This window comes from Thauera humireducens (assembly GCF_001051995.2).
Lineage (GTDB): Bacteria > Pseudomonadota > Gammaproteobacteria > Burkholderiales > Rhodocyclaceae > Thauera > Thauera humireducens.
In genome coordinates this window covers 982,710-1,007,244 of the sequence record NZ_CP014646.1, presented here as the reverse complement: position 1 = coordinate 1,007,244, position 24,535 = coordinate 982,710, and the positions used below count along the sequence as shown (strand labels likewise).

At 65.5% G+C, this 24,535-nt stretch carries 28 protein-coding genes; 12 read left to right on the top strand and 16 right to left on the bottom strand.

All coding sequences use genetic code 11. The annotated features are described in order from the left end of the window. Window positions 1-7 precede the first annotated feature (7 nt). Genes pqqE through pqqA form a run of 5 tightly spaced genes read right to left on the bottom strand, consistent with a single transcriptional unit; the run spans window position 8 to window position 3,363 of the window. Window positions 8-1,204, bottom strand: a complete 1,197-nt coding sequence (gene pqqE / locus AC731_RS04715) for a pyrroloquinoline quinone biosynthesis protein PqqE (RefSeq protein WP_048709608.1) — start codon at window positions 1,202-1,204, stop codon at window positions 8-10. Window position 1,205: 1 nt separating this feature from the next. Further along, a complete protein-coding gene (gene pqqD, locus AC731_RS04710; protein WP_004251358.1) occupies window positions 1,206-1,487 on the bottom strand; it encodes a pyrroloquinoline quinone biosynthesis peptide chaperone PqqD in 282 nt (93 codons plus the stop codon). Further along, window positions 1,484-2,323 (bottom strand): pyrroloquinoline-quinone synthase PqqC, encoded by an 840-nt coding sequence (gene pqqC, locus AC731_RS04705; protein WP_004251368.1) that lies wholly within the window; start codon window positions 2,321-2,323, stop codon window positions 1,484-1,486. The genes pqqD and pqqC overlap by 4 nt, the downstream gene beginning before the upstream one ends. Beyond that, a complete protein-coding gene (pqqB, locus tag AC731_RS04700; protein ID WP_004251369.1) occupies window positions 2,320-3,234 on the bottom strand; it encodes a pyrroloquinoline quinone biosynthesis protein PqqB in 915 nt (304 codons plus the stop codon). The genes pqqC and pqqB overlap by 4 nt, the downstream gene beginning before the upstream one ends. A gap of 54 nt (window positions 3,235-3,288) precedes the next feature. Beyond that, window positions 3,289-3,363: a pyrroloquinoline quinone precursor peptide PqqA gene (gene pqqA, locus AC731_RS20340; RefSeq protein WP_106408400.1), complete on the bottom strand. Its 75-nt coding sequence runs from the start codon at window positions 3,361-3,363 to the stop codon at window positions 3,289-3,291. Window positions 3,364-3,696: 333 nt separating this feature from the next. Between pqqA and pip the strand changes: the two genes are divergently transcribed. Then, complete coding sequence (gene pip / locus AC731_RS04690; RefSeq protein WP_048709606.1) at window positions 3,697-4,647, top strand: prolyl aminopeptidase; 951 nt, start codon at window positions 3,697-3,699, stop codon at window positions 4,645-4,647. A gap of 84 nt (window positions 4,648-4,731) precedes the next feature. Continuing rightward, a complete protein-coding gene (locus AC731_RS04685) occupies window positions 4,732-6,852 on the top strand; it encodes a TonB-dependent receptor family protein (RefSeq protein WP_048709603.1) in 2,121 nt (706 codons plus the stop codon). Window positions 6,853-6,882: 30 nt separating this feature from the next. On the opposite strand, the gene radA is transcribed toward AC731_RS04685, so the two are convergent. Further along, entirely contained in the window at window positions 6,883-8,253 is a 1,371-nt protein-coding gene (gene radA, locus AC731_RS04680) for a DNA repair protein RadA (protein WP_048709601.1), read from the bottom strand. Beyond that, a complete protein-coding gene (locus AC731_RS04675; RefSeq protein WP_082794249.1) occupies window positions 8,253-9,173 on the bottom strand; it encodes a LysR family transcriptional regulator in 921 nt (306 codons plus the stop codon). Before AC731_RS04675 ends, radA begins: the two co-directional genes overlap by 1 nt. 164 nt (window positions 9,174-9,337) lie before the next feature. Here AC731_RS04675 and lplT point away from each other — a divergent pair, with 164 nt between their 5' ends. Further along, the gene (lplT, locus tag AC731_RS04670; RefSeq protein ID WP_048709598.1) at window positions 9,338-10,588 is read left to right on the top strand and encodes a lysophospholipid transporter LplT; all 1,251 of its coding nucleotides are present in this window, start codon (window positions 9,338-9,340) and stop codon (window positions 10,586-10,588) included. Window positions 10,589-10,605: 17 nt separating this feature from the next. Here lplT and AC731_RS04665 read toward each other — a convergent pair whose 3' ends face one another. Genes AC731_RS04665 through AC731_RS19785 form a run of 4 tightly spaced genes read right to left on the bottom strand, consistent with a single transcriptional unit; the run spans window position 10,606 to window position 13,104 of the window. Then, on the bottom strand, window positions 10,606-11,550 hold the full coding sequence (locus tag AC731_RS04665) for a uracil-DNA glycosylase (RefSeq protein ID WP_038010489.1): 945 nt from the start codon (window positions 11,548-11,550) through the stop codon (window positions 10,606-10,608). A 4-nt stretch (window positions 11,551-11,554) separates the two neighbouring features. Beyond that, entirely contained in the window at window positions 11,555-12,010 is a 456-nt protein-coding gene (gene rimI, locus AC731_RS04660; RefSeq protein ID WP_048709595.1) for a ribosomal protein S18-alanine N-acetyltransferase, read from the bottom strand. Beyond that, a complete protein-coding gene (gene tsaB / locus AC731_RS04655; protein WP_048709592.1) occupies window positions 12,007-12,699 on the bottom strand; it encodes a tRNA (adenosine(37)-N6)-threonylcarbamoyltransferase complex dimerization subunit type 1 TsaB in 693 nt (230 codons plus the stop codon). Before tsaB ends, rimI begins: the two co-directional genes overlap by 4 nt. 54 nt (window positions 12,700-12,753) lie before the next feature. Continuing rightward, window positions 12,754-13,104 (bottom strand): hypothetical protein, encoded by a 351-nt coding sequence (locus AC731_RS19785; protein WP_048709591.1) that lies wholly within the window; start codon window positions 13,102-13,104, stop codon window positions 12,754-12,756. Between the two features lie 221 nt (window positions 13,105-13,325). On the opposite strand from AC731_RS19785, the gene ompR reads away from it, so the two are divergent. The 8 genes from ompR to AC731_RS04615 are packed head-to-tail and all read left to right on the top strand — an operon-like array spanning window position 13,326 to window position 18,656. Further along, window positions 13,326-14,087: an osmolarity response regulator transcription factor OmpR gene (gene ompR, locus AC731_RS04650; RefSeq protein WP_048709587.1), complete on the top strand. Its 762-nt coding sequence runs from the start codon at window positions 13,326-13,328 to the stop codon at window positions 14,085-14,087. 34 nt (window positions 14,088-14,121) lie between these two features. Then, window positions 14,122-15,519 (top strand): ATP-binding protein, encoded by a 1,398-nt coding sequence (locus AC731_RS04645; protein WP_156480643.1) that lies wholly within the window; start codon window positions 14,122-14,124, stop codon window positions 15,517-15,519. Beyond that, window positions 15,516-16,232, top strand: a complete 717-nt coding sequence (locus tag AC731_RS04640; RefSeq protein ID WP_269465508.1) for an MBL fold metallo-hydrolase — start codon at window positions 15,516-15,518, stop codon at window positions 16,230-16,232. Before AC731_RS04645 ends, AC731_RS04640 begins: the two co-directional genes overlap by 4 nt. Continuing rightward, window positions 16,222-16,662 (top strand): group II truncated hemoglobin, encoded by a 441-nt coding sequence (locus AC731_RS04635; RefSeq protein ID WP_038010492.1) that lies wholly within the window; start codon window positions 16,222-16,224, stop codon window positions 16,660-16,662. The genes AC731_RS04640 and AC731_RS04635 overlap by 11 nt, the downstream gene beginning before the upstream one ends. 9 nt (window positions 16,663-16,671) lie before the next feature. After that, window positions 16,672-17,280, top strand: coding sequence for a septation protein A (locus tag AC731_RS04630; RefSeq protein WP_048709582.1), 609 nt, complete (start codon window positions 16,672-16,674; stop codon window positions 17,278-17,280). Continuing rightward, the gene (locus tag AC731_RS04625; RefSeq protein WP_004251414.1) at window positions 17,280-17,579 is read left to right on the top strand and encodes a YciI family protein; all 300 of its coding nucleotides are present in this window, start codon (window positions 17,280-17,282) and stop codon (window positions 17,577-17,579) included. Before AC731_RS04630 ends, AC731_RS04625 begins: the two co-directional genes overlap by 1 nt. Further along, the gene (locus AC731_RS04620; protein ID WP_004251426.1) at window positions 17,576-17,863 is read left to right on the top strand and encodes a BolA family protein; all 288 of its coding nucleotides are present in this window, start codon (window positions 17,576-17,578) and stop codon (window positions 17,861-17,863) included. Before AC731_RS04625 ends, AC731_RS04620 begins: the two co-directional genes overlap by 4 nt. 10 nt (window positions 17,864-17,873) lie before the next feature. Next, window positions 17,874-18,656, top strand: coding sequence for a peptidylprolyl isomerase (locus AC731_RS04615; protein WP_048709578.1), 783 nt, complete (start codon window positions 17,874-17,876; stop codon window positions 18,654-18,656). 113 nt (window positions 18,657-18,769) lie between these two features. Here the strand turns inward: AC731_RS04615 and AC731_RS04610 are convergent, their stop codons facing one another. The 4 genes from AC731_RS04610 to AC731_RS04595 are packed head-to-tail and all read right to left on the bottom strand — an operon-like array spanning window position 18,770 to window position 22,975. Further along, the gene (locus tag AC731_RS04610) at window positions 18,770-20,566 is read right to left on the bottom strand and encodes an acyl-CoA dehydrogenase (RefSeq protein ID WP_048710632.1); all 1,797 of its coding nucleotides are present in this window, start codon (window positions 20,564-20,566) and stop codon (window positions 18,770-18,772) included. Window positions 20,567-20,597: 31 nt separating this feature from the next. Beyond that, on the bottom strand, window positions 20,598-21,263 hold the full coding sequence (locus AC731_RS04605; RefSeq protein ID WP_004251435.1) for an energy-coupling factor ABC transporter permease: 666 nt from the start codon (window positions 21,261-21,263) through the stop codon (window positions 20,598-20,600). A gap of 30 nt (window positions 21,264-21,293) precedes the next feature. Continuing rightward, window positions 21,294-22,223: an electron transfer flavoprotein subunit alpha/FixB family protein gene (locus tag AC731_RS04600; RefSeq protein ID WP_048709575.1), complete on the bottom strand. Its 930-nt coding sequence runs from the start codon at window positions 22,221-22,223 to the stop codon at window positions 21,294-21,296. A 2-nt stretch (window positions 22,224-22,225) separates the two neighbouring features. Beyond that, on the bottom strand, window positions 22,226-22,975 hold the full coding sequence (locus AC731_RS04595; RefSeq protein WP_048709572.1) for an electron transfer flavoprotein subunit beta/FixA family protein: 750 nt from the start codon (window positions 22,973-22,975) through the stop codon (window positions 22,226-22,228). A gap of 174 nt (window positions 22,976-23,149) precedes the next feature. On the opposite strand from AC731_RS04595, the gene AC731_RS04590 reads away from it, so the two are divergent. Further along, on the top strand, window positions 23,150-23,755 hold the full coding sequence (locus AC731_RS04590) for a TetR/AcrR family transcriptional regulator (protein ID WP_048709569.1): 606 nt from the start codon (window positions 23,150-23,152) through the stop codon (window positions 23,753-23,755). Here AC731_RS04590 and AC731_RS04585 read toward each other — a convergent pair. Further along, on the bottom strand, window positions 23,752-24,516 hold the full coding sequence (locus AC731_RS04585) for a TatD family hydrolase (RefSeq protein ID WP_048710628.1): 765 nt from the start codon (window positions 24,514-24,516) through the stop codon (window positions 23,752-23,754). The two genes, AC731_RS04590 and AC731_RS04585, sit on opposite strands and share 4 nt — an antisense overlap. Between the last annotated feature and the right edge of the window lie 19 nt (window positions 24,517-24,535).

Genomic DNA, 24,535 nt, shown 5'->3' with positions numbered 1-24,535 from the left:
CGCGCCCTCATCGTGCCCGTGCCGCGTCCTGGTCCACCACGATCGGTTCGCCATGCAGCTTCGGTCGCCGGCGCGACTCCTCCGGCCCGCGGAACACCAGCGGCCTCTCGCGCAGCAGCGGCTCACCGCGCTGGGCGCGGTCGACCGCTCCCAGCACCTTGTCGTGCGAGGGGGATTTGTCGCACACCGGATCGGCGGCGGCCGGATCGCCGGCGAGCATGAAGGCCTGGCAGCGGCATCCGCCCAGGTCCTTCTCCTTTTCCGGGCAGCTGCGGCAGGGCTCTTTCATCCAGCCGTCGCCACGGTAGCGGTTGAAGCCCTCGGAGTCGTACCAGATACCGCGTACGTCCATGTCGCGCACGTTCGGGAAGGCCAGCCCGGGCAGCATGCGCGCCGTGTGGCAGGGCAAGGCGGTGCCGTCGGGCGTGACGGTGAGGAACACGTTGCCCCAGCCGTTCATGCACTTCTTGGGTCGCGTCTCGTAGTAATCGGGCACGACGAAGAAGATGCGGATGCGGTCGCCGTAGCGCTGGCGGCGTTCGTTGGTGACCCGTTCGGCGCGCTCGATCTGCTCGCGCGAGGGCAGCAACTGGTCGCGGTTGAGCAGCGCCCAGGAGTAGTACTGGCTGTTGGCGAGCTCCAGGTACTCGGCATCCAGTTCCACCGCCATGTCGATGATGCGGTCGATGTAGTCGATGTTGAGGCGATGGATCACGCAGTTCATCACCATCGGCCAGCCGTGGTCCTTGATGATGGCAGCGACCTTCTGCTTGAGCTCGAAGGTACGGGTATGCGACAGGAAGTCGTTGAGTTCCTTCGTGGAGTCCTGGAAGGAGAGCTGGATGTGGTCCAGCCCCGCATCCTTCAGCGCCCTCGCCCGCGCATCGGAAAGACCGACGCCCGAGGTCAGCAGGTTCGTGTAGAAGCCGAGCCTGTGCGCCTCGGCCACCAGCTCCTCGAGGTCCTCGCGCAGCAGCGGTTCGCCGCCGGAGAAACCGCACTGAACGCTGCCGGCCGCCCTCGCCTCGCGCAGCACGCGCAGCCAGTCGGCGGTGGAAAGTTCATCCGGCGTATGGGCGAAATCGACCGGGTTGTAGCAGAACACGCAGTGCAGCGGGCAGCGGTAGGTGAGTTCGGCCAGCAGCCACAACGGCGGCCCCGGTTGCGTCGCGGACGATACGGGCGTTGCGTGCGCTGCGTTCATGTCAGGCCTCGATCCAGTGCTGCTGCCTTGCCATGCCGAGGAAAGCCTGCACGTCGGCCAGCAGACCGGTGGTGGCGAACGTGCGCTCGAGATCGGCGACGATGTCGAGCGTGCTGCGGGTGCCGTCGCAACGCTGCAGGATCTCGCCGGCGCTCTGGTTGAGCTTGACCATGCCTTCGGGGTAGAGCAGCACCCAGGCCTGCTGGGCATCCTCCCATTGCAGGCGGAACCTGCGCGAGATGCGCGGGTGGGCGTTGAGACTGAAGCCGGCGCTCTCGCTCATTGCGCCCTCGCCCTCAGTTCGCGCGGCCCGGCGATGTGCACCTCGCACTGGCTCAGCATGATCGCATCGGCCAGCGCCCACAGCACGTCGAGCTTGAACTGCAGGATGTCGAGCGCGCGTTGCTGCAGCGCACGGCTCTGGCTGAAGTAGTCGAGGGTGAAGCGCAGGCCGTGCTCGACGTCACGCCTTGCCTGGGTGAGGCGGTTCCGGAAGTACTGCAGGCCGGCGGTGTCGACCCACGGGTACTGCGTCGGCCAGGTGTCGATGCGCTGCTGGTGGATGTGCGGCGCGAAGAGTTCGGTCAGGCTGGATGCGACGGCTTCCTGCCACGGGCGCTGGCGGGCGAAGTTGATGTAGGCGTCGACCGCGAAGCGCGCGGCGGGGGCCACGTAGCGCAGCGAGGTGACGTCGTCGCGGGTAAGGCCCACGGCCTCGCCCAGCCGGATCCAGGCTTCGATGCCGCCGGGGTCTTGACCGCCTCCGCCATCACCCAACTGAGCATAGCCGTCGTGGTCGAGGATGCGCTGGATCCACTCGCGGCGGATCTCGCGGTCGCTGCAGTTCGACAGGATCGCGGCGTCCTTCACCGGGATGGCGATCTGGTAGTAGAAGCGGTTCGCGACCCATCCCTGCAACTGCGAGCGGGTGAGCTTGCCTTCGGCCATCATCACGTGGAAGGGATGGTAGATGTGGTAGCTCGTGCCCTTCTCGCGCAACAGGGCTTCGAATTCCTCCGCACTCCAGGGCGGCAGGTCGCTGGCGCCGGCCCCTCGGGCGGCGAGAAGTTCGGCGTGAGCGGCTTCGGGCGGTGCGGCGGTCTGCATGCGGGCGTTCACAGGGCGATCTCCATGCCGTCAAAAGCGACCTCGATGCCGCGGGCGATCAGCTCGGCGCGCTGCGGGCTGTCCTCGTCGAGGATAGGGTTGGTGTTGTTGATGTGGATCAGCACCTTGCGCGTTGCGCGCGGCAGGCGATCCAGCCATTCGAGCATGCCGCCCGGGCCGGATTGCGGCAGGTGGCCCATGGCGCGCGATGTCTTGGACGAGGCGCCGAGGCGGATCATCTCGTCGTCGGTCCACAAGGTGCCGTCGACGAGCACGCAGTCGGCCCGCTGCATGGCCGCCCACACATGGGGCTCCATTTCGCCCAGCCCCGGCGCGTAGAAAACCCGCTTTCCGCTCGCCGCGTCGAAGAGCGTGACGCCGATGTTGTCGCCAGGCTGTGGCTTGTCGCGGTGCGGCGAATACGGCGGCGCATTGCTGGTCAGCGACAAGGCCTCGAAGGCGAGGCCCGGCGCACCGTCGATGGAGAAGCGGTCGTTGAGCGGGAGCGCGCGCCAGTCGATGCCGGCGTAGTGCGCCAGCACGCCGAAGATGGGGTTGCCGACGGACAGGTCTTCGCGCACGCCGGGCGTGCACCACACCGGCCAGGGCGTGCGATGCTCGCGCAGCATGTAGAGGCCGGTGGTGTGATCGATCTGCGCGTCGATCAGCACGATCGCGGCGATCGCCGTATCGCGCAGCGCGCGTGCCGGCTGCAGCGCCGGGAAGTTGCGGATCTGCTGCAACACGTCGGGCGAGGCGTTGAACAGCACCCAGTTCTCACCGTCGCCGCTGGCGGCGATCGACGATTGCGTGCGCGCCGAAGCCCGGATGCGGCCCCTGCGGACACCGTCGCAGTTCGGGCAGTTGCAGTTCCACTGCGGAAAGCCGCCGCCGGCGGCAGAACCCAGTACGTGAATCCTCACGCGACCTCCGGTAAACGTGACTGGGCGGCTCCGAGGAGCCGCCCAGTCGGCCGATCAGCGGTTGGCGATGTACATCGTGATTTCAAAGCCGAAACGAAAATCGCAGGCGGCCGGGGTTTCCCATTTCATGATGTGTCTCCTGTCGGTGTTGGTCATCGTGGCGCTTTTGGGCAAGGCCACACGAGGGATCATGGGCGAGTTCTCATAGCCGGGCATCGTGAGGACGTGGAACCTGGCCTCATGATTTTCATGAGATGCGCGCTCGATGCCCTGCGACACGTGCCGAGCGCCTAAGATCGAGACATGAGCAAGCGTTCTGGTGCCCCAAGGGCTGATATTCGCGCAGGAAGCGCTTCTGCTTCTACTTGTGCCTCCGCCTCCGCCCCCGTTTCAGGGGCTGGCGTTGCCGGTGTAGAGACGGAGGCTGTTCTGTTTCCTCCGCTCGAGCCCTTCGACACGGGCATGCTCGAGGTGGGCGACGGGCATCGTCTTTATTACGAGCATTGCGGAAACCCCGACGGCCTGCCTGTGGTGTTCATGCATGGCGGCCCGGGCAGCGGCTGCAGCCCGCAGCACCGGCGGCTTCTCGACCCCGACCGCTTCCGTGCCGTGCTGTTCGACCAGCGCGGCTGCGGACGAAGCCAGCCACGGGGCGCGCTTGTGGCAAATACGACGCAACATCTGCTTGCCGACATCGAGTCCTTGCGCGCCCACCTTGGCATCGACCGCTGGCTGGTGATGGGCGGATCCTGGGGAAGCAGCCTTGGCGTCGCCTACTGTGCCGCGCACCCCGAGCGCTGCCTGGGTGCCCTGCTGCGTGGCATCTTCCTGACGGGGCGTGAGGACATCGACTGGTTCTTCCGCGGCGCCGGTGCGCTGGCGCCCGAAGCCTGGGCCACGCTGGCGGCAGGCGTCGAAGGGGTCTATGGGGTCGAGCCCGAACGGCTCGCCGCGCAGGTATTGAGCGCCGTCCACGCCGCGGATGCCGCCGTCGCGGCACGCGCGGTGCGGCACTGGATGGCCTGGGAGGGGGCGCTGAGCGCGCCTGGCCTAGCGCCGCTGCCAGTGCCTGCGATGGACGCCGAGGCCATGCTCGCCGCCATCGACAAGTACCGCGTGCAGGCGCATTACCTCGCCCATGCCTGCTTCCTGGGTGAAGAAGCCGTGCTCGGAATGGCCGGCCAGCTTGGGGCGATGCCCGTCTGCATCCTGCATGGCCGCCTCGACCTCGTGTGCCGGCCGGTCAACGCGTGGCGCCTGCACGAGGTGGCGGGTGGCAGCCGGCTGCTTTTCGTGGACGGCGCAGGCCACAGCCCCTTCGATGCACCGATGAGCCGTGCAATCATCGACGCCCTGCACGGATTTCACCTTCATGGCGACTTCCGCAGCATCGCCCTTCATGAAAATCGCTAGCACCGATTCCCGATGCAAAGGAGGCACGCCTGGGCCGTGCCGGTCGAGAATTGGAAAAAACCATCCATTCAGGGAGATCCCGCCATGTACCGTGCGCCCGCATTGAAACCGCTGTCCAGTCTTGTCGCCGCCGCCCTCCTGCCCTCTGGTCTGATGTGCATCGCCCCGGCCCTGGCACAGGACGCGACGGCAGTGACGCTCAAGCCGGTGGTCGTCACGGGCAGCCGGGTCGAGGCCGAGAGCTTCGACCTGCCCTACTCGGTCGACGTGGTCGACATGCGTGGCACGCAGGAAGGAAACCTGCGGGTGAATGCGTCGGAGGCGCTGAACGGCGTGCCGGGTCTGGTGATCCAGAACCGCCAGAACTACGCGCAGGATCTGCAGATCTCGGTACGCGGATTTGGTGCGCGCGCGGCATTCGGCGTGCGCGGCGTGAAGCTCATCGCCGACGGTATTCCCGCGTCGAACCCGGATGGTCAGGGGCAGGCAGCCACCTTCAACCTCGACACCGCCGAACGCATCGAGGTCCTGCGCGGACCTTTTTCAACCGTGTATGGCAATCATGCGGGGGGCGTCATCCAGCTGTTCTCGCGCGATGGTGAAGGCCCGCCCAGGATCACCGGCGGCCTGACCGTGGGCTCCTGGGGCACGAAGCGTTTCGGTCTCGGGGCTGAAGGCGAGAAGAACGGCGTCGGCTTCGTGCTCGATGCCTCGCGTCTCGATACCGATGGCTACCGCGACCACAGCGAAGCGCGCCGCGACCAGGCCTTTGCCAAGATCACCCTGAAGCCTGACGAGGACAGCAAGCTGACCCTGGTGGGCAGCGGACTGCGGCAGAAGGACACGGAAGACCCGCTGGGGGTGACCTGGGAGACCTACAAGCGCGACCCGCGCGCCGTCGAACAGGTTGCACGCGACTTCAACACGCGCAAGAGCATCGATCACCTGCAGGGCGGCGTGACCTACGAGCGGCGCTTCGGTCAGGATCGGCTGCAGTTGAGCGCATACTCGGGCACGCGCAGCGTGACGCAGTACCAGTCCATTCCCACTGGGCCGCAGGCCGCGCCACGGCACGCCGGAGGCGTCGTCGACTTCGACCGCGACTTCTTCGGCGGCGGCGCGCGCTGGATCGCGGAGCGCGAACTCGGTGCGGGACGGCTGACCGTGACGGCGGGCATCGACTACGACGAGGCCGAGGATGCGCGCCGCGGCTACCAGAACTTCGTCGGTCCGACACTCGGCATCAAGGGCGCCCTCAGGCGCAACGAGACGGATACGGTGACGAGCACCGATCCCTACCTGCAGGCGCAATGGAAGCAGGACGCGTGGCTGTGGACCGCGGGGGTGCGTCACTCCAGGGTCCGGTTCAAGGTGGAGGACCGCTATATCGTCCCCGGCAACGGGAACGACAGCGGCTCGGTGTCCTACCGCGAGACGACGCCCGCCCTGGGGGTCGCCTACGCGCTGAGCCCGGCGGTAAACGTGTATGCGAGCTACGGCGAGGGTTTCGAGACGCCGACCCTGAACGAGCTCTCCTATGCCTCGCCGAGCACCGGCTTCAACTTCGACCTCCAGCCTTCGACCAGCAAGCAGGCGGAAATCGGCATCAAGGCGATCCTCGGCGACGCCACCCGCATGAACCTCGCCCTGTTCCAGATCGGCACCGATGACGAGATCGTCGTGGCGGAATCCTCGGGCGGACGCACCAGCTACACCAATGCGGGCCGGACCAAGCGCAAGGGGGTCGAGCTCTCGATGGAGTCCGAACTGCAGCCCGGACTGCATGCACGGGGGGCGATCACCTGGCTGGATGCACGCTACGACGACGCCTTCGTGAGCCGCGGCACCACGGTGCCGTCGGGCAATCGCATCCCGGGCATTCCGGAAGTGAGCGTCTTCGGCGAGCTCGCATGGACCGTGCGCAGCGGACTGACTGCCGCCGCAGAGGCGATCTACCGCAGCAAGGTCGAGGTCAACGACCTGAATGACGCCAAGCCCGCACCGGCCTACACCCTGGTGAACCTGAGGTTGTCGGCCGAGCAGAAGTCCGGCCCGTGGGCGTTCGCCCAGTTGCTGCGCGTCGACAACGTGTTCGACCGCGAGCACATCGGTTCGGTGATCGTCGGCGACGCACAGGGTCGCTACTACGAGCCGGGTGCGGAGCGCAGCCTCTACGGCGGCGTACGCGCGACCTACACGTTCTGATGGCGATGGAACAGGGGCGCAGGGTGCGCCCTATTCCAGCTCGCGCATCTTCTCCAGTGCTTCCTCGACGCGGTCGACGGCGATGACCTTGAGACCGTCGATCGCCTGCTTGGGCGCATTGGCCTTGGGCACGATCGCGATGTCGAAGCCGAGTTTCGCTGCTTCCCTCAGGCGTTCCTGACCGCGCGGTGCGGGCCGGATCTCGCCCGCCAGGCCGACCTCGCCAAACACCGCGAGGCCGCGCCGCAGCGGTCGGTCGCGCAGCGAAGAAACGATCGCGAACAGGATGGCCAGGTCGGCCGCCGGTTCGGTGATCTTGACTCCGCCGACCGCATTCACGAACACGTCCTGGTCGAAGCACACCACCCCTGCATGGCGGTGCATGACCGCGAGCAGCATGGCCAGCCGTGTCGGCTCCAGGCCGACCGACAGCCGCCGCGGATTGGGGCTCTGCGAGGCATCGACCAGCGCCTGCACCTCCACCAGCAGCGGACGCGTGCCCTCCTGGGTGATCAGCACGCAGCTGCCCGCGACCTGCTGCGAATGCTGCGACAGGAAGATGGCCGACGGATTGGAGACACCCCGCAGGCCGCGCTCGGTCATCGCGAACACGCCCAGTTCGTTGACCGCGCCGAAGCGGTTCTTGAACGCGCGAATCAGGCGGAAGCTCGAGTGGGTGTCACCCTCGAAATACAGCACGGTATCGACGATGTGTTCGAGCACGCGCGGGCCGGCCAGCGTGCCGTCCTTGGTGACGTGGCCGACCAGGATCAGGCTGGTGCCGCTCTGCTTGGCAAAGCGCGTGAGTTGCGCTGCACATTCGCGCACCTGGGCGACCGAACCCGGGGCCGACTGCAGGGCTTCGGAATACACCGTCTGGATCGAATCGATGACCGCGACGCGCGGCCTTGAGTCGCGCAGCGTGTGCAGGATGCGTTCGAGGTTGATCTCGGCGAGCATCTGCAGCTCGGACGGCGGAAGTTGCAGACGATGCGCGCGCAGCGCCACCTGTTCGCCCGACTCTTCGCCGCTGACGTAGACCACTTTGTGTGCGGCCGACAGGTTCGACAATGCCTGCAGCAGCAGGGTCGACTTGCCGATGCCCGGGTCGCCGCCGATCAGGACGACGCCGCCGGCGACGAGGCCGCCGCCGAGCACGCGGTCGAACTCGTCCAGACCGGTGGGCTGGCGCGGTTCCTCGCGTGGCTGCAGCGAGGACAGCGGCTGCAGCCGGCTGGTCTGTCCGGCCAGCGCGGCAAAGCGGCTCCCCGCGGAGGGGCCGCTCTCGACGATCGTTTCGCTAAGGGTGTTCCAGGCCTGGCATTGGGGACACTGCCCCTGCCAGCGCGGCACCTGCGCGCCGCATTCGCTGCAGACGAAGGCCGACTTCGCCTTCGCCATCAGCTCACGGTGTCCTTGTCCTGCGCCATGCGTGCGAACTCTTCGCAGACATAGTCGGCAAAGGCCGTGATCAGGCGCGAACGGAACTTGTCGCGCGGCACGATCACTTCGAGCGGCGTGTAGATGCGCGGTTCGAGACGGATCGCGGCGAGACGGCCCTCGGCCACATCGCGGCGTATCGCACGCTCGGAGGCGATGGCAAAGCCCAGGCCGCCCGCGGCGAGTTGCTTGATCGTGGCCAGGCTGCCGACTTCGGCGCACAGGGTGATCTCGCTGCCGGCGATGCCTGCGGCTTCGAAGAACTCGTCTGCGATCTGGCGGATGCCGTTGCCCGGGTCGCGGTCGATGAAGGGGTGACCGACCAGGTCCTTCGCGGTCAGCTTGTCGTGCTTCGCCAGCGGATGATCGGGCCTGCAGATGACCATCAGTTCGTCGCGCGCGGCGCTACGGCGCTCGATGGTGTGCTGCTCGGTGACGATCTCGATGAGCCCGATGTCGAGGTCGCGCGCCGAGACGCTGTCCTCGGTGAGCTTCGAATTGCCCACCACGACGCGCGGCAGCACGCGCGGGTACTTGCGCTTGAAGCCTTCGAGGACCGCCGGCAGCCAGTAGGCGGCAATCGTGGTGCTGGTTCCGATCTTGATCTGGCCGGCGAGCTCGTCAGTCATCTCGGCGACGCGCGAATCGAGCTCCGCCGACAGGCCGAGGATGCGCTCGGCGTAGGCAAGCACCAGCTCACCCGCGGGGGTCAGCGTGATCTTGCCGTGGCCGCGATCCAGCAGGCGCGTGTCGAAGTGTTCCTCCAGCTGCTTGATCTGGAAGGTGACGGCCGGCTGCGTCATGTAGAGGTGCTCGGCCGCACGTGTGAAGGAGCCGTGCTTGGCCACGGCATGGAAAACCTGAAGTCTGCGATCAGCCATGGTGTAGATAAGTATGATTTATTGTGTGAATTAGATCATAAACCAGGGCGCCCTTGCACACCCCGGAAAACACGGTCTCCGTGCTGCGTGATTCGTGTCAGCGCACGCGTCAATACTTCATGTTATAAACCGCGCTCCCGACAAATTGTTGCCCGGTCCACACGATGCCGTTCGGCTTCTACATCATCATGGCGGCGCAGTTCTTTTCTGCGCTTGCGGACAACGCCTTGCTCATCGTTGCCATTGCCTTGTTGCGGGACATGGCAGCTCCGTCGGAATACGAGCCGCTGCTCAAGCTGTTCTTCACCGTTTCCTACGTGGCGCTGGCCGCCTTTGTCGGCGCGTTCGCGGACTCGATGCCGAAATGGCGCGTGATGCTGATCAGCAACACGATCAAGATTGGCGGTTGCCTGATGCTGTTCCTCGGCGCCCACCCGCTGTTCGCGTACGCCGTCATCGGCCTGGGCGCCGCGGCCTACTCGCCCGCCAAGTACGGCATCCTCACCGAGTACCTGCCACACCGCCTGCTCGTCGTCGCCAATGGCTGGATCGAGGGCCTGACGGTCGGAGCGATCATCATCGGCACGGTGATGGGGGGCTTCATGATCCGCGGTGACGTCGCGGGCTTCCTGATGGGCCTCGGTCTCCCGTTCGTGGAAACGCCGTTCGAGGCGGGCGTGCTGGTCATCGGTTCGCTCTACCTGATCGCCGCCGCCTTCAATTTCTACATTCCGGACACCGGCGTCGACCACAAGCCGCTGAAGAACAATCCGCTGTACCTCCTGCACGACTTCAACCACTGTCTGCGCCTGCTGTGGCGCGACAAGCTCGGCCAGATCTCGCTTGCAGTCACCACGCTGTTCTGGGGCGCCGGGGCCACCCTGCAGTTCATCGTGATTAAGTGGGCCGAGCACAATCTGGGCATGAGCCTGTCCCAGGCGTCGATGATGCAGGGCGTCGTCGCGGTCGGTGTTGCGGCCGGGTCGATCCTGGCTGCGCGCTATGTGACGCTGCGCAAGGCCGTGCGCGTGATTCCGCTCGGCATCGCGATGGGGGTCGGCGTGATCTCGATGATCTTCGTCACCAATACGACCGTCGCCATGGCGCTGATGGTCGTGGTTGGCGCGCTGGCGGGCTTCTTCGTGGTGCCGATGAACGCCCTGCTCCAGCACCGCGGGCACATCCTGATGGGCGCGGGTCACTCGATCGCGGTGCAGAACTTCAACGAAAACCTGTCGATCCTCGTGATGACCGGCACCTACGCCTTGCTGATCATGTTCGGTCTGTCGATCGACGTGGTGATCGTGCTGTTCGGACTCTTCGTCGCCGGCACGATGCTGATGGTCAAGCGTCGCCACGAGGCCAACCAGCGCGAGTTCGACAACGTCTCCCTGCTGGAAGACCGCGCTCACTGAACTGGGCCGCACGCGGCCTAGGATTTCTCCGCGTGCTCGGTCTGTCTCGCCATGAGCCGGCGGGCGAAGCAGAGGTCTGCCCACGCCTTGCCCTTGTCCTGCGGATTGCGCAACAGATAGGCCGGGTGGTAGGTAACGACCACCGGTATGCCGCTGTAGTCGAGGCTTCGTCCGCGTGCGGCACCGATGCTGACCTCGTTGTCGAGCAACGCGAGTGCCGCGGGACGCCCGAGCGCAACCAGCACCTTGGGCTGCACGAGCGCGATCTGACGTTCCAGGTAGGGCAGGCACGCGCCGATCTCGGCTGCGGCCGGGGTCCGGTTGTGCGGCGGGCGGCACTTCACCGCATTGGCGATATAGACATTCTCGCCTCGCTGCAGGCCGATCGCCGCCAGCATGTTGTCGAGCAACCTGCCGGCCTGGCCGACGAAGGGTTCGCCACGCTGGTCTTCCTCGCTGCCGGGGCCTTCGCCGACGAACATCCAGCTTGCCTGCCGGTCGCCCACCCCGGGGACTGCCTGCTTGCGGCGTTCGCACAGCACGCAAGCGTTACACGCCCGCACGTCGGCCTCGAGGGAGGTCCAGTCGAGCGTCGCGATTCGTGCCGAACGGGCAGGATCAGGCATCGCCACGACGCTGGCGGGTTGCGCCGGCCGCGGGCTGTCCTCAGCGAATGAACGGCTCCGCGAAGCTGTCGCAGGCGGTTGAACGGCACGGCGCGGCGGCGCAACGGGCTCGGCCACGGTCTTTGCTGCGACCGGTACGGCTGCGACCGAAGGGGCGCGCGGTGCAATGTCCGGCGCCATCGGCGCGGCGGACTCGGCTTGGATCGCGGCCGGATCGTCCGGCAAAGCGGGCGATTCTTCGTCGACGGCGGTGCGCAGGCGCCAGATCGGACCCAGGCCCATCTCGCGCAGAACGGCATCGCGCCGGGACGTTATCCTTGGGGCGGCACGGGCCATGGAATCAGAGCTCCCGCCGCATCACGATTGCGTCCTCACGCCCGTCGGGCGCGGGATAGTAGCCCTTGCGCCGGCCGATCTGCTCGAATCCCTGCGAGCGGTAAAGGGCAAGGCCGGCGAGGTTCGAGGGGCGTACCTCGAGGAAGAATTGCCCTGCCCCATTTCGCTTTGCGGTCAGCTGCAGCCATTCCAGCAAGGCCCTGCCGTATCCCTTTCCCTGCGCAGCGCGAGCGACGCTGATGTTGAGCAGATGGGCTTCATCCAGCACCTTCAGCACCACGGCGTAGCCGACGCGTTCCTTGTCGACCCGCATGAGCCAGGCGCCATGGCCCGCCGTCAGCGAGTCGGCGAAATTGCCCCGCGTCCATGGGAAGGGATGCAGATCCACCTCCTGTTGGTGGACCCAATCCAGGTCGTCCAGTGTCAGGGGAGAAAAATGGTGGGTGGCGCCTCCGCTCACGCGCGTCCTCCACGTGCGAGCCGCTCTGCCGTCGTCAGTGCGACCTTGTCGCGCACATAGAGCGGTGCGGCCTGTTCGGGCGGTCGCAGGAGGCCGCCGGCCGCCATGTGGGTAGCGAGCATCGCGACTTCATCCGCTCGCGCAACCAGATCGTCGTGGCAACCGTCGAGGGTCAGGGCCAGGCGGTGGCGCAGCGCATCGGGCCAAACGGCGAACGCGGACCCGACCGCGGTCCAGCGCCCTTCCGGCAGTTCGATGTTTTCGGGCGCATCGCAGCGCGGGGCGCCGCTGAGCCGGGGGACGTCCTGTTCGTCGCGCACATAGGTCGCGTGATAGACCTCGCCCATGCGGGCGTCGGTGGCGACAAAAACTCGCGGTGAGGGAACCTGCAGGGCCAGCGCATCGAAGCTGCCCACAACGGCGACGCCCAGTCCGGCGCCAATGGCAAGCCCCTGCGCCACGCCGCAGGCAAGCCGGAGCCCGGTGAAGGCACCGGGTCCCGCACCGAAGGCGACGGCATCGAGTTGGCTTGCGTGCATGCCGGCCTCGCTCAACAGGGCGGCAATGTCGCGCAGGACGGATTCGGAGTGATTGGCAGCGCCGTCGATTCGGCGACTGAGGATTGCACCGTCGACAAGCAGCGCAACGCTGCCCTGCTCGCACGACGTTTCGATGGCCAGGATTTTCATGATCGCCGTATTCTAACGGCTCGGAGCCGCCGCGCGCGGCAAAGACGTCGGGGCTCAGCGACCCTTCTTGCGCCCTACGGCGTTCTCCGGATAAGCCCCCCGCATTGCATCACGCAGGTCGCGATGCAATGCGTCCCGCTCTTCCGCGTTCAGGCGGCGCCGTGCGGGAGGCGCCTCAGGCGACTCGGGGTTCGAGATCAGGACGCGACGCAGATCGCCACGCGGCTGCTCGATACGAATCCCTTCGCTGTCGGTCAGTGCGCCAGCCGCGTTTGGACTCCGGGCAAAAGCGTCAGTGCTCGTCAGTCCCAGCATCGAGGCCGACAGCACTGCCAAGCCGAACAGACCCCTTACCCTGCGGGCTGGGAGAAAGGTGTTCGGGAAAGCGTGCGGGCTCGTCTTCATGATGTACCGTTCGGGTGAGTTTCACGCGCAAGGCGGTAGTACGCAGAACGAAACATACGGGATTCCCTGGCCTGAAAATAGCCTTGGCCCTTCATCTCGGCGGTGGTTTGTAAGGCCGTGTTGCCTTTTGGCATCATGCTTACGAAGCGTTACCCGCTGGCACCCAGCATGCGGGTCCCGGGCACTGGCATGGGTTCGGCACTAAGGATAGGATTTGCGCCATGAACGGAAAAACACGATATCGCGTACTGCTGGTGGATGACGACGCGCGACTGCGCGAACTGTTGTCTCGCTACCTTCAGGAACAGGGCTTTGCGGTCAAGGCGGTCGGCGATGCGCCGATGATGGATCGTGCCCTCCATCGCGAGCACTTCGACCTCATGGTGCTCGACCTGATGCTGCCCGGAGAGGACGGCCTTGCCATCTGCCGGCGTTTGCGTGCGGGCGAGAACCACATCCCGATCATCATGTTGACGGCGAAGGGCGATGACGTCGATCGCATCGTCGGTCTCGAGATGGGCGCGGATGATTACGTGGCCAAGCCGTTCAACCCCCGCGAACTGGTTGCCCGCATCCAGGCGGTCATGCGCCGTCAGCCGCAGAGCCTGCCCGGAGCGCCTACCGCCGAGGACGAGATCGTGGTCTTCGGCAGTGTCCGTGTGAATCTCGGTACGCGCTCGCTGGAACGCAACAGCGAGGAGATCCAGCTCACGACGGGCGAGTTCTCGTTGTTGAAGGTGCTTCTCCAGCATCCCCGCCAGCCCCTGTCGCGCGACAAGTTGATGGAACTCGCCCGCGGTCGGGAATACGGCGTGTTCGACCGGGCGATCGACGTTCAGATTTCCCGCCTGCGCAAGCTTGTCGAGGACGATCCTGCCAAGCCGCGCTACATCCAGACGGTCTGGGGCTTCGGCTACGTCTTCGTGCCGGACGACACCAAGGGCGGCCAGGGCGAGGAGCGCGAGGCGGACGCCGCCGAGTGAGCGCGGCATGCCCCGTTCCCTTAGCATGCGACGCATGCGTGCGCTCGGTCGGTTCTTGACAGCCTGGCTTCCGCGCACGCTGCTTTGGCAGACCTTCCTGCTGGTCGCGCTGCTGCTGATCCTGTCGCTCGGCGCCTGGTCGCAGATTTTCCGCTATTTCCAGGAGCCGGCCCGGGCGCGTGATGTGGCGCAGATGGTGGTGTCGGTCGTCAACCTGACCCGTACCGCACTGATCAACGCGCACGCGGAACGCCGCATCGACCTGCTGATCGATCTCGCCGCACTCGAAGGGATTCGCATCTATCCGGCGGAGGCCTCCGACGAGCTCCTGCCACTGCGGGGCAATCGGCCACTGAAGTTGTTGACGGACGAGGTCCGGCGTCAACTCGGGGAGCACACGCGCTTCGCAGCGCGCTGGAAGTCGCTTGACGGGTTCTGGGTGAGCTTTCGGCTCGATCCGGACGATCAGTTCGACGAGTACTGGGTGATGCTGCCGTCGGAGCGGATCGAAACCACGGACACCTTTGGATGGCTCGTGTGGGGTTTCGGCGCGCTCGTGGCTGCCCTGCTCGGGGCGTATCTGATCGTGTCCCGCATCGGCACACCCCTGCGGGCACTGGCGCGCACTGCACGCATGGTCGGCAGCGGGCAGACTCCTCCCCCCCTGGAAGAGAGCGGCCCGCAGGAGATTGCCGTCGTCGCGCATGCCTTCAACCAGATGGCCGGTGATCTCGCGCGCACCGATGCGGATCGCGCACTCATTCTCGCCGGGGTGTCACACGATCTCAGGACGCCGCTGGCCCGGCTGCGACTGGGGATCGAGATGTCCGGAGCGCCCGAGGACGAGGTCAGCGCGATGGTGGCCGACATCGAGGAGATGGACCGCATCATCGGTCAGTTCCTCGACTTCGGCCGCGGCACCCCGCAGGAGCCCCCGCAGGCAATCGACATCGCGAACCTGGTGCGGGAAGTCGGCGAACCCTATCGGCTGCGGGGTGTCGACATCACGCTTGCCGTTCCGGACAGCCTGATTGCACCCGCTCGTGCGCTGTCGATCAGGAGGGCGCTCGCCAACCTCATCGACAATGCCTTGCGCTACGCGGGGGAGGACAAACCCCTGAAGGTGACGGTCGGCACGATTGGGGAAGAGGTCTGCATCGAGGTCGCGGATCGTGGTCCGGGCATCCCCGAAAATGAAGTGGAGCGCATGCGCCATCCCTTCACGCGGCTGGAGAAAGCCCGCTCGAACACCAAGGGGGCGGGGCTGGGCCTGGCAATCGTGGAACGCGTGATGCGTGCCCATCAGGGCCACCTCGACCTCCTTCCGCGTGAAGGCGGTGGTCTGCGGGCAATTCTCCGGCTGCCTGCAGGCGGAAGCGTCACGAGCCGCGCTAGAATGCCGAAAGACGGCCGGGAGATACATGACAAATGAGCATCATTTTTCGCCAGCTTTTCGATGAGCAAAGCTCCACCCTGACTTACCTTCTGGCCGATGCGCAGTCCGGCGACGCTGTGCTCATCGACACGGTCGCCGAGCACAGCGCGATGTACCTGGGTCTGTTGCGCGAACTCGACCTGAACCTCGTGTACCTGCTCGAAACGCACGCGCATGCGGACCATGTCACCGGCGCAGGGGTGCTCAGGGAACATACGAACGCCCGCACCGCGACCGGACATCGCACGGGCGTCATGTGCGCCGACGTGTTGCTCGCCGATGGGGACACGCTGGTGTTCGGCGACGAGGTACTGCGCGTCATCGCGACGCCGGGCCATACGCCAGGTTGCGTGAGCTACCGCTGGCGCAACTGCCTTTTTACCGGCGATGCCTTGCTGATCGGCGGCTGCGGCCGGACGGACTTCCAGGGCGGCGACGCAGGCGCGCTTTACGACAGCATCACGCAACGCCTGTTCACCCTGCCGGACGAAACCCTTGTCTATCCCGCGCACGACTACAAGGGCATGCGGGTGAGTTCGATCGCACAGGAGAAGCTGACGAACGCGCGGGTGCCCGGCCGCTCCCGCCAGGCGTTCATCGACCTGATGCAGTCGCTCGACCTCCCCCGGCCCCGCCTGATCGACCAGGCCGTGCCCGCCAACCTGCGCTGCGGCCTACCTGCTGGCCCACTCGATATCCATGCCTCCTGAACAAAGATTCGCTCCCAACGCCACACCCTATGAACGTATCGGCGGTGAGGCCGCCGTACGCTTGCTCGTCAAACGCTTCTACAGTCTGATGGACGAGCTGCCCGAGGCTTGGGGCGTACGGCGGCTGCACGCTGAGGATCTCGGCGGTTCCGAGGAAAAGCTGTTCCTCTTCCTGTCGGGCTGGCTGGGAGGGCCCAATCTTTACGTGGAGCGCTTCGGCCCTCCGTTCATGCGCGCACGCCACCTCCCCTTCTCGATTGGCGTCGCCGAGCGCGACCAGTGGCTGCTGTGCATGCGTACTGCGCTCGACGAGTGCGTCGGCGATGCGGCCCTGAGAGAGAGCCTGTATGGCTCGTTTTCCGCACTGGCTGACCACATGCGAAACCGCGCTGAAGCGCCTGCCGGGCAGGCAGCCCAACAATCGCTATAATCCTCGCGCATGAAATTCCTGTTCGATCTGCTTCCGGTCATTCTCTTCTTTGGCGCCTACAAACTGGCCGGGGCGCAGCCCGAGGCCTCCCACGAACTTGCAGTGCGCTGGCTGGGTGACGGCATCGCGGTTGCGCAGGCACCGATCCTGATCGCAACGGCGGTGACGATTCTCGCCACCTTCGTCCAGATCGCACTGGTGTGGATCAAGCACCGCAAGGTCGACACCATGCTGTGGGTCAGCTTGGCGATCATCGTCGTGTTCGGCGGTGCCACACTGTTCTTTCACAACCCCACCTTCATCAAGTGGAAACCGACGGCGCTTTACTGGCTGTTCGGCGCGGTCTTGCTCGGTTCGGCGACACTGTTCCGCAGGAACCTCATCCGCACGATGCTCGAGGCGCAGATCCAGTTGCCCGAACCGGTGTGGGGGCGTCTCAACCTTGCCTGGGCGGGTTTCTTCATTTCGATGGGGTTGCTCAATCTCTACGTTGCCTACAGTTTCAGCGAGGAAGTCTGGGTCAACTTCAAGCTCTTTGGCGGCATGGGACTGATGTTCGCGTTCGTGCTTGCCCAGGGCTTCTATCTCTCACGTCACCTCGAAGAGGAAAACAACTGATGTTCTACGCATTGATCGGCGAGGACGCGCCGGGAACGCTCGAGCGCCGCATGGCGGTGCGCGGGGAGCATCTCGCACGGCTCGAGGCCCTGCGCGACGAAGGCAGATTATTGATCGCTGGCCCCATGCCTGCGATCGACTCGCCGGATCCCGGCCCGGCCGGTTTCGCGGGCAGTCTGGTTGTGGCCGAGTTCGACTCGCAGGCGAGCGCCGAGAAATGGCTTGCCGAGGACGCATACGTGCGCGAAGGCGTTTTTGCGCGCACCTCGGTGCGCCCGTTCAAGAAGGTCCTGCCGTGACGCAGGCAGTCGTTTCCCGCATCCACGAACGGCTCGTCGATGCGTTCCAGCCCGAGCTGATCGAGATTCACGATGACAGCGCCCTGCACGCAGGCCACGCCGGTGCGCGCGAAGGCGGCGGTCATTACCGCCTGCGGATCGTGTCGTCGGCGTTTGCCGGACAGGGCACCGTCGCGCGGCACCGAATGATTTACCAAGCCTTGGGCGATATGATGAAAAAAGACATTCACGCCCTCGCCATCAAAGCAAACACGGCCGAAGAGGCCACCACACAACCCACCTGAAGGAACACCGATGAAACGCTTTCCCAGCCGCCTCGCAATTGCCCTGATGGCCGGCTTCATTGCCCTCCCCGCGGCTGCCGCCGAATCGCTTGCCAAGGTCAACGGCATTGCAATTCCTGCTGAACGTGCCGAGGCGATGCTCGCCGAACAGCGTGCCCAGGGCGCACCTGAAAGCCAGCAGCTCAAGGATGCCGTTCGCGAGGAACTGATTCGTCGCGAAGTGCTGAGTCAGGAGGCCGCCAACAAGGGTCTCGCCAAGAAGGCCGACGTCCAGGCCCAGATGGAGATGGCCAAGCAGGCCATCCTGATCCGCGCCTATCTGCAGGATTTCGTCAAGAACAACCCGGTCAGCGACGCCGACCTGAAGAAGGAATACGACGCGATCAAGAGCCGGATGGGTGACAAGGAGTACAAGCCCCGTCACGTGCTGGTCGAGACCGAAGACGAGGCCAAGGCGATCATCGCCAAGCTGCAGTCCGGCACTGCTTTCGAAGAAGTGGCCAAGGATTCGCGCGATCCGGGCTCGAAGGATCGCGGCGGCGATCTGGGCTGGAGCAACCCGGGCATGTTCGTGAAGCCCTTCTCCGACGCCATGGTGGGTCTCGAGAAGGGCAAGTTCACGACCACGCCGGTCAAGAGCGACTTCGGGTATCACGTCATCCAGCTCGATGACGTGCGCGCGACTCAGGCGCCCCCGTTCGAAGAAGTCAAGCCGCAGTTGCAGCAGCGCCTGCAGCAGCAGAAGGTCGAGAAGCACGTGATCGACCTGCGCGCGAAGGCGAAGGTCGAGTAAGACTGTCGGCCGACGCGTTTCTGCCGTCCGCAACGAAAAAGACCCGGGCTTTCGGCCCGGGTCTTTTTTTGCCAGCACGTTGCGCCCCCGCGTGAGCCGGGGCGCAACGACGATCAGAACTGCTCTTCGCTCAGTTCAAGGGCGCCTGCCGCGCCGTTGACGATGGTGTAGGCCAGACCCGAGGCCTGAGCCAGCACGTGGTCAGCGTAGAAGCGCGCGGTCACGATCTTCGTCTTGTAGAAGGACGCTTCACCTTCACCGGCTTCCAGCTTGCGCTTCGCGACCAGCGCGGCGCGCCCCATCTGCCAGCCGCCGGCAACAATGCCCAGCAGTTTCAGGAAGGGCACGGAGCCGACCGATGCGGCCTTGATGTCCTGGCTGTAGGTGGCCAGGATGTAGGCCACGGCTTCCTCCAACGCCGACACGCCGGCGCCCAGCGATTTTGCGATCGCGCCCAGCGCGGCATCACCGGCGGCGGCTAGTTCAGCCTCGACTGCACGCATCGTCTTGATCACGCCGGCGATGGTGACGCCGTTTTCGCGGGCGATCTTGCGTCCGATCAGGTCGTTCGCCTGGATTGCCGTCGTGCCCTCGTAGATCGTGGTGATGCGCGAATCGCGGAAGTGCTGCGCGGCACCCGTTTCCTCGATGAAGCCCATGCCGCCATGAACCTGCACGCCGTCGGACGTAACGTCGATCGAGTTCTCGGTGCACCAGCCCTTGACCACCGGGATCATCAGGTCGACGAAGGCCTGGTTCTGAGCGCGGACGGCTTCGTCCGGGTGGTTGTGCGCCTTGTCGAACGCCGCGCCGACGACGTAGGCGAGTGCCCGCATCGCCTCGGTCTTGCTCTTCATGTTCATCAGCAGGCGACGGACATCGGCGTGGTGAAGGATGTTGACCTTCGGTCCGCCGCGCACGCCCGCGTCGGTGCCCTGCACGCGATCCTTGGCATACTGCAGCGCATGCTGGTACGCGCGCTCGGACAGTGCCAGACCTTCCATGCCGACCGCGAAGCGGGCTTCGTTCATCATGATGAACATGTACTCGAGGCCGCGGTTGGGCTCGCCCACCAGCGTGCCGATCGCGCCACCCTTGTCGCCGAAGGCGAGGACGCAGGTCGGGCTGGCGTGGATGCCGAGCTTGTGCTCGATCGAAACGCAATGCACGTCGTTGCGCGCGCCCAGGCTGCCGTTGGCATTGACCATGAACTTCGGCACGACGAACAGCGAGATCCCCTTCACCCCTTCCGGCGCATCCGGCAGGCGGGCAAGCACGAGATGGATGATGTTGTCCGTCATGTCGTGGTCGCCGTAGGTGATGAAGATCTTCTGGCCGAAGATCTTGTAGGTGCCATCACCCTGCGGTTCCGCCTTGGTACGGACGGCGGCGAGGTCCGAACCGGCTTGCGGCTCGGTCAGGTTCATGGTGCCGGTCCATTCGCCCGAGATCATCTTGGGCAGGTACATGGCCTTCTGCTCGTCCGTTCCGCGCAGCAGCAGCGCCTCGATGGCGCCCGTGGTGAGCATCGGGCACAGCGAGAACGCCATGTTGGCCGACTTCCACATTTCCATCACCGCCGTCGACAGCAGCTTGGGCAGGCCCTGGCCACCGTAGTTCGGATCACCTGCGAGCGCCGTCCAGCCCGATTCGGCGAACTGCGTGTAGGCCTCCTTCCAGCCCGGCGCGGTCGCCACGGCGCCATCGTTCCACTTCGCGCCTTCCTGGTCGCCTGTCCAGTTCAGCGGAGCGAGCACGCCGCTGGCGAACTTGTCGGCTTCCTCGAGAATGGCATCGACCAGGTCGGGGGACACTTCCTCGTTGCCGGGCAGCTGTGCGACTTCGTCGAGGCCGGCCAGCTCGCGCATCACGAACTGCATGTCACGGATCGGGGCGCTGTAGTTGCTCATGGAATGCATATCTCCAGAAAGGATGTTGGTCTTACTTGTTCAGCAGGTAGCGGCTGTCGTCGAAGCCCGCCACCCAATCGGGTCGGTAAACCACCAGCAGTGTGACGATGGCGCCGCTGATCCACGCTTCGGAGAAACCGAGCAGCAGAAAGAACGGCAGATAGTCGCTGAGCAGGAATTCGGCGCTGTAGGCGCCCGCTACGACCATCGCGGCCGACGCAATCAATCCCTGCAGCATGACTGTCAGCGCCGCGCCGGCAAAACTCGTCACGAAAATGAAGACGAAAAAGTGAGCGGGCAACCATCTCTCGATGCATCGCTGGATACCGCTCGCGATGGCTACCGGGAGCACCGCCATCAAGATGAAGTTGATCGGCCAGGCGTCCCATTCGATCGCCCCGTTGAGGGTGACCCCGCTCAGTGCCGCAGCGAGCGCGACCACGGCGAGCCACGGCCCAAGCGTGAGTGTCGCGGCCATGGCCCCGAGCATGTGGAGGTTGAGTCCGGGTTTTACGCCGGCCTTCAGGCTCCACATGAGCGTGAGTCCGACGGCGAAGCCCAGCAGCAGGTTGAGCTGGGAACTCACCAGCAGGCGCCGCCAGGGCGCACGACGTAGCGTCTGCCAGGCGACCGCCAGCGAGAGCACCAGCATGACGCCGTGCCAAGCCGCTGGGAACAGCGAACTCGCAAGGTTCATGTCGGCGCCCTCGCCTGACCAGTCGCGCGATCAGACCGCCGAGGTGAGTTGCGGAACGACCTCGAACAGATCCCCCACCAGGCCGTAGTCGGCCACCTGGAAGATCGGCGCCTCCGGATCCTTGTTGATCGCCACGATCACCTTGGAATCCTTCATGCCCGCCAGGTGCTGGATCGCGCCCGAGATGCCGATGGCGATGTAGAGTTGCGGCGCGACGATCTTGCCGGTCTGCCCGACCTGATAGTCGTTGGGCACGTAGCCGGCGTCGACCGCCGCGCGCGAGGCACCCAGCGCCGCGCCGAGCTTGTCCGCCAGCGGCTCGAGCAGCTGGTGGTAGTTGTCGCCGCTACCCAGGCCCCGGCCGCCCGAGACGATGATCTTGGCTGCGCCCAGTTCGGGACGAGCACTCTTGGTGATCTCGCGACCGACCAGCGCCGTCACGCCGAGATCGGCCGCCGCCGCCACGGCTTCCACCGGCGCGGCGTTGCCGTCACCGGCGGCGTCGAAGGCGGTGGTACGCACCGTGATGAGCTTGATGGCATCGGCGCTCTTGACCGTGGCCAGCGCGTTACCGGCGTAGATCGGACGCACGAAGGTGTCGGCGGACTCGATCGCGACGATGTCGCTGATCTGGGCGACGTCGAGCTGTGCGGCCACGCGCGGCAGCATGTTCTTGCCGGCCGAGGTGGCCGGGGCGAGCACGTGGCTGTAGGCCGGGGCCAGGCCCTTGACCAGTTCGGCGACGTTCTCGGCCGTCTGGGCTTCGTACTGCGGGGCGTCGCACACCAGCACCTTGGCCACGCCGGCGACCTTGGCGGCGGCCTCGGCCGCGGCGCCGCAGCCGGCACCGGCCACCAGCACGTGGATGTCGCCATCCAGCCTGGTCGCCGCGGTCACGGTGTTGAGCGTGGCGGCCTTGATCGATTGGTTGTCGTGTTCGGCAATGACGAGAATGGCCATGTTCAGATCACCTTCGCAACGTTCTTGAGTTTGTCGACCAGCTGCGCGACATCGGCCACGCGTTCGCCCGCGCTGCGCTTGGGCGGTTCGGACACTTTCAGCGTGGTCAGGCGCGGCGCCACGTCGACGCCCAGATCGGCCGGCTTGACGGTGTCGAGCGGCTTCTTCTTGGCCTTCATGATGTTGGGCAGCGTGGCGTAGCGCGGCTCGTTCAGGCGCAGGTCGGTCGTGACCACCGCCGGCAGCTTCACGGACAGGGTCTCGAGACCGCCGTCGATCTCACGCGTGACCGAGGCCTTGCCATCGGCAAGCGTCACCTTCGAGGCGAAGGTCGCCTGCGGCCAGCCCATCAGCGCGGAGAGCATCTGCCCGGTCTGGTTGGCGTCGTCATCGATCGCCTGCTTGCCGGCGATCACCAGGCTGGGCTGCTCCTTGTCGCACACGGCCTTGAGCAGCTTGGCGACGGCCAAGGGCTGCAGTTCGACGTCCGTCTCGACCAGGATGCCGCGGTCTGCGCCGATCGCCATCGCCGCGCGCAGGGTTTCCTGGCAGGCGGCGATGCCGCAGCTCACGGCGACGACTTCGGTCGCCACGCCGGCTTCCTTCAGGCGCACGGCTTCTTCCACCGCGATCTCGTCGAAGGGGTTCATGCTCATCTTGACGTTGGCGATGTCCACACCGCTGCCATCGGCCTTGACGCGAACCTTGACGTTGTAGTCCACAACGCGTTTGACGGGTACGAGAATCTTCACTCTGCCGCGCTCCTTGTATTGATCAAAGTCTCCTCCGGCACGTGCGGCCGGATCGGATAATTATGGCACTGCTCCTGCCGCAAGACACGCGGCTCCGGTAAGGGCCGGTGCGCTATTGGCGGCAACATCGACATACGGTAGCGTATGGGGTTGGAATCGTCAATACTACGCCGTATGGAAAACAACCCCAAGAAGCCCCGTGTCCAGCTCGATCGCGAAAGCTGGGTGACCGCCGCCGTAGAGGTGCTGGCCGAGGAAGGCATTGCCGGCCTGCGCGTCGAGGTGCTCGCCAAGCGCCTAAAGGTGACCAAGGGCAGTTTCTACTGGCACTTTCAGGACCGCCGCGACCTGTTGCTTGCGATCCTGCACCATTGGAAGGAAGGCCGGATCCGCGACATCATCAAGCAGACACGCGCCCAGCCCGGCAAGGAGCTGGCCCAGATCTACCACGTGATCGACGTTTACAGCGCCAGTCGAAGCCGGCGCGGCATGATGATCGAGCTTGCGGTGCGCGACTGGGCGCGGCGCGATGCAGAGGCCGCAGCAATCGTGGCCGAAGTGGATGACGTGCGCCTGCGCTGTGCACGCGATCTCTTCCTTGCCTGTGGCGTACCGATGGAAGAGGCATCCAGCCGCTGCATGCTGCTTTACGCCTATGTGTTCGGCGTTTCGCTCATGATCTACGAGAAGTTCGACAGCGACGTCCTGCGGCTGAAGCGCGACATCGCGGACCTGATCGCACGCTCGCAATCGTCCGCGGAAGCATCCGGCGCCGCCTAACGCCGCCAGTCGAGGACGTCGAGTGCATTGCGGCCGGTGGTCGCGATCACTTCGGCGACGTCGATTCCTCGCAAGCCGGCAAGGATTTCGGCATAACGCACGAGATTGACGGGTTCGTTGCGCTGCCCCTGTGCCCACACGGGCGGGATGTCCGGAGCGTCCGTTTCGAGAACGATGGCCTCCAGCGGCAGAGTGGCGGCCAAGGCACGGATCCGTGTCGATCCGTCAAAGGTCATCGCCCCCCCGAAACCCAGCTTGAAACCGAGATCCATGAAGATCCGAGCCTGTTGCAGGCTGCCGTTGAACGCATGGGCGATACCGCCCTTGACGCCGATGCGGCGCAGCTGTTTCAGGATCGGATCGATCGCCCGCCGGACGTGAAGGATCACCGGCAGGTCGTGGCGTCTGGCCAGCTTGAGTTGCGCAACGAAGAACGCGAGCTGGCGCGCCGGATCGATGTCCGTCACGAAATGGTCGAGGCCGATCTCGCCTACCGCCACCGCCCTGCCCTCGCCGAGTCGGAAATCCAGGAGTTCGAGGTCGGCTTCCTGTGCCTGCATCACGTAGAGCGGGTGGATGCCAAGGGCGAAGCAGACGTCCTCGTGCGCGGATGCAAGCGAACTGACGGCATCGAAGCTCGCCCGGTCGACCGCTGGCACGACGAACCCACCGACGCCCGCCTTGCGGGCGGTTTCGATGAGCCACGGCCGGTCCGCGTCGAACTCTGCCGCGTCAAGATGGATATGCGTGTCGATGAGCATGGCGCATGGCGGCCGGCCG

What these genes read in the sequence shown, in the direction of transcription:
- AC731_RS04605 (WP_004251435.1), bottom strand. Translation starts at nt 21,263, where the DNA reads ATGAACCTTGCGAGTTCGCTGTTCCCAGCGGCTTGGCACGGCGTCATG.
- AC731_RS04585 (WP_048710628.1), bottom strand. Translation starts at nt 24,516, where the DNA reads ATGCTCATCGACACGCATATCCATCTTGACGCGGCAGAGTTCGACGCG.
- AC731_RS04630 (WP_048709582.1), top strand. Translation starts at nt 16,672, where the DNA reads ATGAAATTCCTGTTCGATCTGCTTCCGGTCATTCTCTTCTTTGGCGCC.
- pqqD (WP_004251358.1), bottom strand. Translation starts at nt 1,487, where the DNA reads ATGAGCGAGAGCGCCGGCTTCAGTCTCAACGCCCACCCGCGCATCTCG.
- AC731_RS04590 (WP_048709569.1), top strand. Translation starts at nt 23,150, where the DNA reads ATGGAAAACAACCCCAAGAAGCCCCGTGTCCAGCTCGATCGCGAAAGC.
- AC731_RS04625 (WP_004251414.1), top strand. Translation starts at nt 17,280, where the DNA reads ATGTTCTACGCATTGATCGGCGAGGACGCGCCGGGAACGCTCGAGCGC.
- pqqE (WP_048709608.1), bottom strand. Translation starts at nt 1,204, where the DNA reads ATGAACGCAGCGCACGCAACGCCCGTATCGTCCGCGACGCAACCGGGG.
- AC731_RS04675 (WP_082794249.1), bottom strand. Translation starts at nt 9,173, where the DNA reads ATGGCTGATCGCAGACTTCAGGTTTTCCATGCCGTGGCCAAGCACGGC.
- radA (WP_048709601.1), bottom strand. Translation starts at nt 8,253, where the DNA reads ATGGCGAAGGCGAAGTCGGCCTTCGTCTGCAGCGAATGCGGCGCGCAG.
- AC731_RS04645 (WP_156480643.1), top strand. Translation starts at nt 14,122, where the DNA reads ATGCGTGCGCTCGGTCGGTTCTTGACAGCCTGGCTTCCGCGCACGCTG.
- AC731_RS04600 (WP_048709575.1), bottom strand. Translation starts at nt 22,223, where the DNA reads ATGGCCATTCTCGTCATTGCCGAACACGACAACCAATCGATCAAGGCC.
- AC731_RS04610 (WP_048710632.1), bottom strand. Translation starts at nt 20,566, where the DNA reads ATGAGCAACTACAGCGCCCCGATCCGTGACATGCAGTTCGTGATGCGC.
- AC731_RS04640 (WP_269465508.1), top strand. Translation starts at nt 15,516, where the DNA reads ATGAGCATCATTTTTCGCCAGCTTTTCGATGAGCAAAGCTCCACCCTG.
- AC731_RS04685 (WP_048709603.1), top strand. Translation starts at nt 4,732, where the DNA reads ATGTACCGTGCGCCCGCATTGAAACCGCTGTCCAGTCTTGTCGCCGCC.
- AC731_RS04635 (WP_038010492.1), top strand. Translation starts at nt 16,222, where the DNA reads ATGCCTCCTGAACAAAGATTCGCTCCCAACGCCACACCCTATGAACGT.
- lplT (WP_048709598.1), top strand. Translation starts at nt 9,338, where the DNA reads ATGCCGTTCGGCTTCTACATCATCATGGCGGCGCAGTTCTTTTCTGCG.
- ompR (WP_048709587.1), top strand. Translation starts at nt 13,326, where the DNA reads ATGAACGGAAAAACACGATATCGCGTACTGCTGGTGGATGACGACGCG.
- pip (WP_048709606.1), top strand. Translation starts at nt 3,697, where the DNA reads ATGCTCGAGGTGGGCGACGGGCATCGTCTTTATTACGAGCATTGCGGA.
- tsaB (WP_048709592.1), bottom strand. Translation starts at nt 12,699, where the DNA reads ATGAAAATCCTGGCCATCGAAACGTCGTGCGAGCAGGGCAGCGTTGCG.
- AC731_RS04615 (WP_048709578.1), top strand. Translation starts at nt 17,874, where the DNA reads ATGAAACGCTTTCCCAGCCGCCTCGCAATTGCCCTGATGGCCGGCTTC.
- AC731_RS04665 (WP_038010489.1), bottom strand. Translation starts at nt 11,550, where the DNA reads ATGGCCCGTGCCGCCCCAAGGATAACGTCCCGGCGCGATGCCGTTCTG.
- AC731_RS19785 (WP_048709591.1), bottom strand. Translation starts at nt 13,104, where the DNA reads ATGAAGACGAGCCCGCACGCTTTCCCGAACACCTTTCTCCCAGCCCGC.